Annotated in this window: 15 protein-coding genes and 1 pseudogene; all 16 read left to right on the top strand. The window is 69.0% G+C overall.

Features of this window, described 5'->3' with window-relative positions; translation table 11 throughout:
• Positions 1–745: 745 nt before the first annotated feature.
• The 16 genes and pseudogenes from AC07CM_RS37710 to AC07CM_RS37635 all read left to right on the top strand — a co-directional run bounded on the left by AC07CM_RS37710 (position 746) and on the right by AC07CM_RS37635 (position 9,290).
• Positions 746–1,006, top strand: a complete 261-nt coding sequence (locus AC07CM_RS37710; RefSeq protein ID WP_478881021.1) for a hypothetical protein — start codon at positions 746–748, stop codon at positions 1,004–1,006.
• A 250-nt stretch (positions 1,007–1,256) separates the two neighbouring features.
• Positions 1,257–1,811 carry a hypothetical protein gene (locus AC07CM_RS37705; RefSeq protein WP_478881020.1) on the top strand — a complete coding sequence of 185 codons (555 nt, stop codon included), beginning with the start codon at positions 1,257–1,259 and terminating at the stop codon, positions 1,809–1,811.
• Positions 1,812–1,948: 137 nt separating this feature from the next.
• On the top strand, positions 1,949–2,170 hold the full coding sequence (locus AC07CM_RS37700; protein WP_478881019.1) for a hypothetical protein: 222 nt from the start codon (positions 1,949–1,951) through the stop codon (positions 2,168–2,170).
• Between the two features lie 169 nt (positions 2,171–2,339).
• Positions 2,340–2,660 carry a hypothetical protein gene (locus AC07CM_RS37695; RefSeq protein WP_478881018.1) on the top strand — a complete coding sequence of 107 codons (321 nt, stop codon included), beginning with the start codon at positions 2,340–2,342 and terminating at the stop codon, positions 2,658–2,660.
• Positions 2,661–2,676: 16 nt separating this feature from the next.
• Positions 2,677–3,174, top strand: coding sequence for a hypothetical protein (locus AC07CM_RS37690; protein WP_478881017.1), 498 nt, complete (start codon positions 2,677–2,679; stop codon positions 3,172–3,174).
• Between the two features lie 80 nt (positions 3,175–3,254).
• Positions 3,255–3,911 carry a hypothetical protein gene (locus AC07CM_RS37685; protein ID WP_478881016.1) on the top strand — a complete coding sequence of 219 codons (657 nt, stop codon included), beginning with the start codon at positions 3,255–3,257 and terminating at the stop codon, positions 3,909–3,911.
• 17 nt (positions 3,912–3,928) lie between these two features.
• Entirely contained in the window at positions 3,929–4,183 is a 255-nt protein-coding gene (locus AC07CM_RS37680; protein ID WP_478881015.1) for a hypothetical protein, read from the top strand.
• On the top strand, positions 4,180–4,626 hold the full coding sequence (locus AC07CM_RS37675; protein ID WP_478881014.1) for a hypothetical protein: 447 nt from the start codon (positions 4,180–4,182) through the stop codon (positions 4,624–4,626). Before AC07CM_RS37680 ends, AC07CM_RS37675 begins: the two co-directional genes overlap by 4 nt.
• Before the next feature lie 72 nt (positions 4,627–4,698).
• Entirely contained in the window at positions 4,699–5,271 is a 573-nt protein-coding gene (locus AC07CM_RS37670) for a hypothetical protein (RefSeq protein WP_478881013.1), read from the top strand.
• Positions 5,268–5,909: a 3'-5' exonuclease gene (locus AC07CM_RS37665; RefSeq protein ID WP_478881012.1), complete on the top strand. Its 642-nt coding sequence runs from the start codon at positions 5,268–5,270 to the stop codon at positions 5,907–5,909. The genes AC07CM_RS37670 and AC07CM_RS37665 overlap by 4 nt, the downstream gene beginning before the upstream one ends.
• Positions 5,902–6,906, top strand: coding sequence for a DUF5131 family protein (locus AC07CM_RS37660; protein ID WP_478881011.1), 1,005 nt, complete (start codon positions 5,902–5,904; stop codon positions 6,904–6,906). Before AC07CM_RS37665 ends, AC07CM_RS37660 begins: the two co-directional genes overlap by 8 nt.
• 214 nt (positions 6,907–7,120) lie before the next feature.
• Positions 7,121–7,726, top strand: a complete 606-nt coding sequence (locus tag AC07CM_RS37655; protein WP_478881010.1) for a hypothetical protein — start codon at positions 7,121–7,123, stop codon at positions 7,724–7,726.
• Positions 7,723–8,019, top strand: a pseudogene (locus AC07CM_RS37650) (WhiB family transcriptional regulator); the annotation flags it as partial. The gene AC07CM_RS37655 and the pseudogene AC07CM_RS37650, both read left to right, overlap by 4 nt.
• 173 nt (positions 8,020–8,192) lie before the next feature.
• The gene (locus tag AC07CM_RS37645; protein WP_478881009.1) at positions 8,193–8,759 is read left to right on the top strand and encodes a hypothetical protein; all 567 of its coding nucleotides are present in this window, start codon (positions 8,193–8,195) and stop codon (positions 8,757–8,759) included.
• 149 nt (positions 8,760–8,908) lie between these two features.
• Entirely contained in the window at positions 8,909–9,097 is a 189-nt protein-coding gene (locus AC07CM_RS37640) for a hypothetical protein (RefSeq protein WP_478881008.1), read from the top strand.
• Positions 9,098–9,131: 34 nt separating this feature from the next.
• The gene (locus AC07CM_RS37635; RefSeq protein ID WP_478881007.1) at positions 9,132–9,290 is read left to right on the top strand and encodes a hypothetical protein; all 159 of its coding nucleotides are present in this window, start codon (positions 9,132–9,134) and stop codon (positions 9,288–9,290) included.
• Positions 9,291–9,398 lie beyond the last annotated feature (108 nt).

Below are 9,398 nucleotides of genomic sequence, written 5' to 3'. Positions count from 1 at the left end.
CGAATGATCAGTTTGCGCTGAGTTGCCGGGGTTTGGTGGTCACCCGTTCGAGTGATCGGACCGTGCACTAGTTCCCTGCGCATACATCTCACTGGTGGAGTGGAAGGGCGGGTTCCACTCGTGGGTGGGTGGCCGGCCGCGAGGCCGAGGACTGCCAGGGAGCGTCCGTGAGGATCGCAGCCCTCCAGACGCTTCTCCTCGGCCCCCGGCGGCCACCACCCCGATGCACCCCCGGGGGAACCGGCTCTAGGCGCTGCCGACTTCTGGACTTAGACTCACGTCTCAAGAGACGGGTACGCCCACCGGGCGCCGTGAGGTCTCTCAGCCCCTGCGCCAGCACCGGATGTTGTCGGCAACACCATCCCGCCGGAACAGGGGCTGACTCATTTCCAGAAACGACTGAAGTTACCGCAGGTAGCCGTTCGAGTCGGCTGGGTGGCTGAAACCGGTCACAGAGGAGTTAAAAACCCAGCCGCTATCCCCCACCAACGCGAATCGGTGCCACAGTGGCATCCCAACGTGTGGACTGGCAGCCACACCACGGGACGGCGACCGGACCTGATCAGCCGGTGCGCGCTGAGTACCCTTCCCACTGCCGGAGGAGAGGGGACCCTAGATGTCCGCAGCAGAACCGGCCGAGCCCACACGCCATCCGATGAACATGCGGGGCGTCGGGGCCGTAATCGATATGACCAGGCGCCGCCGGGCCGGTGCACACCAAACAGCCAAGGGGCGGGGGACAGCGATGACGACACCACCCCTGCCCGACGGCGGCGGGACCCCGGACGAGTCCCTGCGGCTGTGGGCCGAGAGCATCGAGAAGTCGTTCCTGGAGATCCGGCAGACGCTGGCCAACGACGACACGGCAGACACCTTTGTCCGCACGCTCCAGATCTGTGCGCGCCTCCTCGAGGGATCCCACGCGGGCGGCATCATCGACGCCGAGCAACTCGCCAAACTCCTCGACCCGCTCCGGCGGCTGGAGCAGGTACCCGGGCTCATCTGACACCGGCCCACGCCAACCTGTCGCATATGCCGGGGGTTCTTCCCATCTGGTATAGAGCGGTTAAGTCCCCTCCCACCACGATGAGTTGATCATTTCTCACGAAACGTTCAACTCCGGCCTCCCCCGTGCCAAGATGGGCCTCCTGGTTTACTCGGAGTGACATCATCCGGTCCCCTGCGCGCGCCCCTGCACACCGAGTGAGGAAGCCCCGCGCGACCACGGGGGCCGCCTAGGGGACGGGGACACACCCATGGGCACCACGGACACCAGCGAAACCGACGGCGCAGCAGCCCGCCTCCGCCACTTGCAGAAGTTCTTCCTCGAGCACCCCGTGACCGGGCCCATCGAGGGCCACAGCACGGTTGTTACCTCCAATGCGCCTTTCCAGCTCGGCACCTTTGACCACGTACAGGCCTCCGTCCGGGAAGTCGTCTCCCACACCCTGGCCGCCAACCCTGCCGCCGGGCCCGTGCCGGCCGAGGCGGCCGAGGTCTACGACTGGGCCCGCGAACACACCCAGCACGCCGATGAGACCGATCGGCTGCGCCTGGAGATCATTGAGTACCGGCAGTACCTCGAGCACGCCATCCGTGCCGGGGACTGGCGGAAGGTCATCAGACCGATCCGCTGCCCCAAGTGCCGGACATTCGGGCTGATGTGGTCACCGGGCATGGGCAAGCACGTGCAGTGCACCAACATGGAGTGCCTCGACCGCGACGGGTACTCCACCATGCCGACCCTGTCCTGGCTCGCACACGCGCAGGTGACGGGTCGAAAAAATCTTCGCAAGTCGAGTGCAACCTGATCCGGGGTACGTGAGTCTCACTTAGCACCACGACACAACTTCACACTTTCCCCACAACTCTGGACCGGCAACGGTCCACCCGTATTCGGCGCCACCGGAGCTGCGAACGATGGCGGCCGCCGACCCCGGGAGGCCGCATGGCCGTCAGTCACATGAGCCCCTACAGCGCCGCCGACGAGATCAAGCTCGCCGACGCGGTCGTACTCCTCGCGGAGTCCGAGCATCCCATCTCGATGAGGACCCTCCTGCGGCTGTGCCGCCAGAAGGGTGTGCCGCTGGCCCGGCGCGGCCAGCCCAACTTCGCGTCCTGGACCGAGCTGATCAAGCTCCACTCGGAGTGGGTGGACTCCAGGATCTGACCGCGGTGCGCAGGCCCCGACCCCAACACGGGGGTCGGGGCCTTTCGCATACCCGCTACCGTGAATGCATTGCCAACTCATGCATAGCACGGGTATGGTGGTATCACCGATACGGCAACAGCCCTCCCACCAGGGCTGATTGACCACCTCTGCCATTCCTGGAGCACCCGTGGCCGTGATGACGCATGCCCGCGCACGCCTTGAAGCCGACTACCGCGCCCTCACCCCCACCGCCCAGGACAAGTTCGACCAGGTCATGGACCAGGCCGACAACGCCGGCCCCCACGACTACGCGCCCCTCATGGGCCAGATCGCCCTCCTCACCGGCCTCCCCGCCGGCGACATCCGCAAGTGCGGCTGCTCCTGCTACTGCCCGGTCATCTTCGACTCCGAGGACCCGGACGCCCACGTCATCGAGTACGGCGCCGGCTACAACCTCGGCCGCCACCAGTGCCCCACCTGCGCCGACCGCCACCGCGAAACCGCCTGACGATCCGGAGAACCTGATGACCACCTTCTTCCAGCCGGGCCACATCTACGCCGGACGTGCCGGATGGCCCGGCGGCCGGGAGCGTTTCCGCTTCCACTGCACCGAGGTGACCACCGACCCGAAGACCGGGAAGCCCCGCGCCTACGGCTGGCACGGCACGCCCCGCCCCGCCGACGGCGCGTGGCTCTGGCGGCCGAACCCCCGGACGTACGGCGACTGGAACAGCGGCGGCTCTTGGACGGACATCACCGCCGAGCCGGACACCGGAACGGACATCTACATCAACGCACTCGACAGCGAACTACTCCACGACAACGAGGAGTTCGTGAACGGCGGCGAGTATCTGGACCGGCACGGCGACACGTGGAAGTTCCTCGGCGGCATCGTCGAGTTCCTGCACGTCAAGCGGGCCGACGAGGAAACCCCGGCGACGGGCCCGAACATCGTCCGCGACTGCGAGTGCGCCGCGCTGGTCGTCCGCGACTTCGGCCCCATGACCAAAACGGCCGCCTGACCCACCACAGACCTCCCGCCCGGTCGCGGATGACCAAGGGCCCCGGCCGGGCGGGCGAACAACCACCAGGGGAGACCCACATGCACGGCACCGTCCAGGACCTCGAGGCCATGGCCTCCTTCATCGCCCGGTACGGCCTCCACACCGGCGAGCAGTTCGCCGCCCCCGGCCCCGCCGCCCCGATGGACATCTGCGCCGTCGCCTACATCGTCGCCGAACGCTGCGGCCCGCCCGCCGAGTTCTACGAGGACGAGGACGCCTCCATCCGGCTCATCGAATCCAGCGCCCGCGCCATGGACGCCATCAAGGCCATCTCTCAGGCCCTGGACTCCGAACCATGCGAGGACAAGATCGCTCCCGGCCTGTACGTCGCGAACCACCTGGAGCACGTCTCCAACTGGGCCGCCACCGCCTCCCCGGTCGCGCCGAAGCGCCCGCCGACCGTGAACGAGGTCATCGGCCGGATCCTCCGCGCCGCCAACGCCCTTGCCATCCAGACCTCGGGTCCCAAGCCCGGTTACGCCGACGCCTGGGGGTTCTGCCTCACCTGCCGAGGCCACGGAGCACTGATGGTCGACGGCGAGGAGATCCCCTACGAGGACCTCAGCCCGCGCCGCAAGCAGGGCCACGACCTGGGACACCGCTTCTACCGGAACACCAGCAAGCCCTGCCCCGACTGCGACGGCCAGGACCGCGTCACCGACGCCGCCGTGTCCGCCTACGAAGCAGCCCTCTGACCAGAACGGACCCCGCCATGAGCATCATGACCATCACCCCCGCCGCCCCCGCCACCGGAGGAATCTCCGCCGACGACCTCGCCCGCGCCGCCGGCCGCGCCGACGCCTACGACGACCACGCCAACCTCACCGTCGAAGAGCTGAACATCCGCGCCGCATGGATCGCTGACCTCCACCCGAGCGCCGCCTACGGCCAGGGCTACGCCGCCTACGTCAAGGGCGTCCAGCTCGAGCAGTCCCTGGCCTCCGGCCGGACGGAAGCCCTCCGGTGAGCACGCCCACGCTGCCCTGCGTCGGCAACACGGACGTCTACGACGCCTTGTTCGACGACGTCCCGGCGGAGCAGCGGCAGGCCGCGCAGACCCGGGCAGCCATCCTGTGCGGGAGCTGCCCCGCCCCGTGCGACCAGAAGGTCACCGCCACCACGGTCCGCGCCGTGCAGCTCCTGCCGTCGGAGTGGATGCCGGCCGCCACCGAGGGCCGCCCCGAACCCGAACTGCCCGCCTTCGGCCAGCGCCGCGAACGGCAGGACACCGTCTACGGAGTCGGCTTCGACTACGTGCCCACCGACAAGCGCGTCCAGGCCTGGGCACGGATGGCCGCAGAGCACGCCGAACAGGGCCGGTCCACCACGGATATCGCGGTCGCTCTGTGCGTCAGCGAGGAGACCGTCCAGGCACTCCTCAGCCTGCCCCCGTCCACCGCGGCCGCGTAGCCACCCCACCCCCACTCCCCCCCTCGCACCCGTCGGAGCACCACCAGCCCCAGCACAGGACGGAGGCCGGACATGGCCACCCAGACCAACAGCGCACCCAAGACCCTGACCAAGCACACCGCAGCGGAGAAGGACACCGTCAACACGGGCGTCAAACTCCGCCGCCCCCTCCCCAAGCGCAGCCGCGTCCGCATCGGCCCCCTGGGCGCCCACGAGCAGGCAGCCGTCCGCGCCGCCCAGGCCTCCGCCACCGCCAAGCTCCCCGTCCACGCCTGGATATGGGACGGGCCCGTCGCCCGCCTCTCCGACGGCACCGTCCTCACCCACACCCCCGCACACGCCACCCCCGGCCAGCAGTCCGCCTTCCGCGCCGCGATCCGCTGCCCCCACGGCCACACCCACCCCTTCACCGTCCACACCGCCGACGAACTGCAGCAGGCCCGCACTCTCGCCTCCCAGTGCGAGCAGCGCACCGCCCCCGAGCCGTCCGCCCCGAACCCGGCCATCCGCAACCTCGGGGCCGCCCTCGCCCGCGCCCGGTCCGCGATCGCTGACACCCAGTCCCTCTCCCAGGCGGAGATAGCCGCCGGCCTCGCCGCCCGCACCGCCGACAACGACCAGCCCAAGGAGCACCCCCAGCCGTGACCGCGATCGCCTTCGTCGACACCGAGACCACACATCTGGACCCGCGGCTTGGCCATGCCTGGGAGATCGCTGTCATCCACCGCCGCGAGGACGGTGAAGACACCGAACACATCTGGCAAGTCCGCCCCGACCTGACCACCGCCGACCCCGAGGCCCTGGCCATCGGCCGCTACCACGAACGCTTCGCCGTACCGGACGACTCGGACGCCATCGAGATCATCCCGTCAGGACCTCCGCTGCGGTTGAAGCTCCCCGAGATGCTGTTCGACCTCCAGGAAGCTCTCTCGGGCGCTGTTCTGATCGGGTCGCACCCGGGCTTCGACGCGGGGTTCCTGTCCAAGCTGCTGTGGGCCCATCGCCGCAAGCTGCCCTGGCACTACCGGCCCATCGACATCGCCACCCTCGCCGCCGGCTACCGCTACGGCCAGGCCGCCAGCGGCGCCTACGGAGGCGACTTCCTCTTCCCCGGCGACTACCCCACCCACCCGTACTCCTCGCGTCGCCTCTCCCAGGCCGTCGGCGTGGAGCCCCCCGGTCCGGACGTAGCCCACACCGCCCTCGGCGACGCCCGCTGGGCCCGCGACGTCTACGACGCCATCACCCTTCCCAAGCCGTCACTGGAGACGCCCCGTGTCTGAGACCACGACCATCGAATGGACCCGCAACGACGACGGCACCGCCGGCCGCACCTGGAATCCAGTTACGGGTTGCTCCAAGATCAGCGCGGGGTGTGACAACTGCTATGCAGAGACCATCGCCGAACGGTTCCGTGGCCACGCGGCCTTCCCCAAGGGCTTCGATGTCCAGATCCGCTCCGACAAGGTCAACGACCCCCTCAAGTGGCGCAAGGCCACCCGCGTCTTCGTGAACTCCATGAGCGACCTCTTCCACGCCGAGATCGACCAGGCTTGGATCGCCGACATCTTCGCGGTCATGGCGGCCGCCCGCCGGCATACCTTCCAGCTGCTGACCAAGCGCCACGGCCGCATGCGCAGCCTCCTCAGCGACCAGGCCTGGGTGGACGAGGTCCGCACCCGTGCCCTCGGCAAGGGCCTCCCGGCTGATGACTGGCAGTGGCCCCTCCCGAACCTGTGGCTCGGCGTGAGCGTGGAGAACCAACAGTGGGCGGATATCCGGATCCCGGCGTTGGTGGACACGCCAGCCGCGGTGCGGTTCCTGTCCTGCGAGCCGCTCCTCGGCCCGGTCGACCTGTTCGCGGGAGACCACTCGACCCACGCGCGGGACTTCGACGGCACGGACGACTACATCTGCCTTGACTGCTCCACCGACGAGCGGCACGTCCCCTGGCGCGTCATCGACCGGACCAGCCTCGGCATCGACTGGGTCATCGTCGGCGGCGAGTCCGGGCGCAAGGCCCGTCCGATGGCACCCCAGTGGGCCACCAGCCTCCGTGACCAGTGCGCCGCCGCCAACGTCCCCTTCTTCTTCAAACAGTGGGGCGAGTACGCGCCCACTGGCTACCTCGTCATCGGTGGCACCAGTAAGGGCACGCTCCTCGCCGGTGACCCGGTCGACGACCTCGGGCACCGCGTCGAACTCGCCCGCGTCGGTAAGAAGAACGCCGGCCGAGAGCTGGAGGGCCGAACCCACGACGAGTTCCCCGCCCCGGCATGAACGCCTACCTGCGGGCCTGCCACGGCAAGGCCCGCTTTCCAAGCAGGCGAGCAGCTCGACGCCGAGCCCGACAGATACGTGGCCAAGGCGGACCCCGCTTCAACACTTACCGCTGCAAGTAATGCCGGGCCTGCCACCTCGGCCACGCCCCCGGACTCGCCACCTACCTCCGCCCCGGCCCCCACGGCCCCATACCCGTCCAGGAGTACCCCAAGTGAGCATCACCGCCCCCGAGACGACCACCCGCTCTGGACTCGGCCAACCCGTAGTCGTAGGCATCGACCCCTCCCTCACCGGAACAGGCATCGCCTCCAGTAACGGCTGGGTCGAAGTCATCGGCTACAAGCGGCCCCGCGCCAAGGACCCCGGCATCACCCAGCTCCCCCATGCCCAGCGCCTCACCGAGATGCGGGCCCTCCTCGAGCAGGTCACCACCGCCGTCGGGACCCCGGACCTGGCCGTCATGGAACTGCCCGCGCCCTCCCGTAGCGGGGGCGGCGCCCACGAACGCGGCTGGTTCTGGTGGCAGATCTACAACCACCTAGGCCTTCGAGAGATCCCCGTCGGCCTGATGACCCCCAACCAGCGGGCCCTGTACGCCACGGGCAAGGGGCAGGCGGGCAAGGGTGCCGTCATCGACGCTGTCACCCGGCGTTTCCCCGACTGGGTGACCGAAGGCGATGACAACGCCGCTGACGCGGTGGCGTTGATGGCAGCCGGCCGTGACTGGCTTCGCCACCGCATCACCGATCTGCCCAAGACGCACCGGGCCGCCCTCGACAAGGCGGTCTGGCCGACCACTTCCGGAGTCACCGCATGAGCACCACCACTCGCCCCGGCACGACAACCGCCGCGCGTGACTGGCGAACGCGAAGCGCCTGCCGTACCCAAGACGCTGATCTCTTCTTCCCTGTGGGAGGCGGCAGTGCGGCCAGGCTGCAGGAGGCGGATGCCAAGGCAGTGTGCCGAAGGTGCCCGGTGATGGAGTCGTGCCTTGCATATGCGTTGGCGACTCGTCAGGACGCCGGCGTCTGGGGCGGGCTGACAGAGGAGGAGCGCAGGCGCCTGCACGGGCGCAGGCGCAGGGAGTACCGCGGTCGCGTGCAGTCGGCGTTCGAGGACATCCTCAGCAACCGGCTCACCGAGTTCGAGACGTTGGACGCCCAAGGCCTGGGGGCGGTGGCGATCGCCCGGCAGTTGGGGACGAATGTGCAGACCGTGAACCGGGTGCGTCAGCGGCTCACCGGCCAGGAGGCGGCCCAGGGCGCGAGGGGAGCGACGACCACATGAGCGGCAACCTGACTGCTGAGCAACGCGGCAACATGGTGGAGGCGCTGATGCCGGAGGCGGCCGGCCTGGTCGTGGACGTCCACGAAGGCTCTGCCGACGACATCAAGGCCCGGCTTTCGGGCCTGACCCGGCATGAGTTGGAGGCTCTCGCGGTCGTCCTGGCCGCGGTCGTCGATCCCGAGCGTCCGCTGAAGGAGGCCCTGGCCTGGGTGACGTTCGACGAGTACGGCGACCGGATCCCGCCGTCGCACACCACCAGGACGGAGAAGAGCATCCGGGACCTGGCGCCGGCGCTGCGCCGGCAGCTGGCCGGTGTGGACGTGGTCAAGGTGAACCGGGCGCTGTCGTCGAAGCGCGAGCAGCTGCCGTTGAACCAGGATGAGCGGCGCCTGGCCATCGAGATCGGGTTGCGGCGCGGCATGTCGTACGAGCTGGTGGCGCAGCGGCTCGGGATGGAGGTGCCGGCGGTTCAGCGGTCGTGGGAGCGGATCAAGAAGCGGGCCCGGGAGACGGGCAAGCCGGTTCCACAGCGGCCGCTGGTTGTCGTGTCTGACGTGGCGTGACGTTGGTGCTGCCGGTTCGGTGAGGGGTCTGGCCTTCGGGCCGGGCCCCTTTCCATATGCCCGACACCACTTCCCGCATATGCATTGCTAAGTCATGCATTCATCGCTAGAGTGGAGTTATTCAAGTCCACTCCTCCCGGGGGAACCCCATGCTGACCCTGCGCCTGATCGAGCCAAGTGGCTACTCCGTCCCCGGCGGTCTCCGCACCGTCACCCCCCAGGACGAGGCGCAGGCCCGCACCGAGCTGGAGGCCCTCGCCGCCCAGCAGGCCACCCAGTGGGCCGACTTCGGCTACCACGCCGGCGACTACCGGATCCTCACCGCCCCGGCCGCCTGACCTACTCCCATACATTCCGAAAGGCCATGCCACCGTGACCGTGTACGCCCTCAAGCACCCCGACGGCCGCTGGCTCTACCACCTGCCCAAGCCCGACACCTTCAAGACCCCGGGCAACCAGCTCCGAATCACCGAGCTGACTGGCGTGTTCGCCGACGGCCAGCCCATGGAGAAGTTGCACGGCGGGGGATGAGCAGGTCGAGTTCTGGCTGTCCGTCGTGAAGGACGCCAAGGTTGCCGCCTGCTCCGCGTGCGGAGGTACTGGGCACGTGGCGGACGGTTCCGAGAAGTACAACTCCCG

The organism is Streptomyces sp. NPDC044061 (genome assembly GCF_056434305.1).
This window is presented reverse-complemented; position numbering and strand designations above follow the sequence as displayed.

What these genes read in the sequence shown, in the direction of transcription:
- AC07CM_RS37670 (WP_478881013.1), top strand. Translation starts at nt 4,699, where the DNA reads ATGGCCACCCAGACCAACAGCGCACCCAAGACCCTGACCAAGCACACC.
- AC07CM_RS37705 (WP_478881020.1), top strand. Translation starts at nt 1,257, where the DNA reads ATGGGCACCACGGACACCAGCGAAACCGACGGCGCAGCAGCCCGCCTC.
- AC07CM_RS37685 (WP_478881016.1), top strand. Translation starts at nt 3,255, where the DNA reads ATGCACGGCACCGTCCAGGACCTCGAGGCCATGGCCTCCTTCATCGCC.
- AC07CM_RS37710 (WP_478881021.1), top strand. Translation starts at nt 746, where the DNA reads ATGACGACACCACCCCTGCCCGACGGCGGCGGGACCCCGGACGAGTCC.
- AC07CM_RS37645 (WP_478881009.1), top strand. Translation starts at nt 8,193, where the DNA reads ATGAGCGGCAACCTGACTGCTGAGCAACGCGGCAACATGGTGGAGGCG.
- AC07CM_RS37690 (WP_478881017.1), top strand. Translation starts at nt 2,677, where the DNA reads ATGACCACCTTCTTCCAGCCGGGCCACATCTACGCCGGACGTGCCGGA.
- AC07CM_RS37700 (WP_478881019.1), top strand. Translation starts at nt 1,949, where the DNA reads ATGGCCGTCAGTCACATGAGCCCCTACAGCGCCGCCGACGAGATCAAG.
- AC07CM_RS37640 (WP_478881008.1), top strand. Translation starts at nt 8,909, where the DNA reads ATGCTGACCCTGCGCCTGATCGAGCCAAGTGGCTACTCCGTCCCCGGC.
- AC07CM_RS37680 (WP_478881015.1), top strand. Translation starts at nt 3,929, where the DNA reads ATGAGCATCATGACCATCACCCCCGCCGCCCCCGCCACCGGAGGAATC.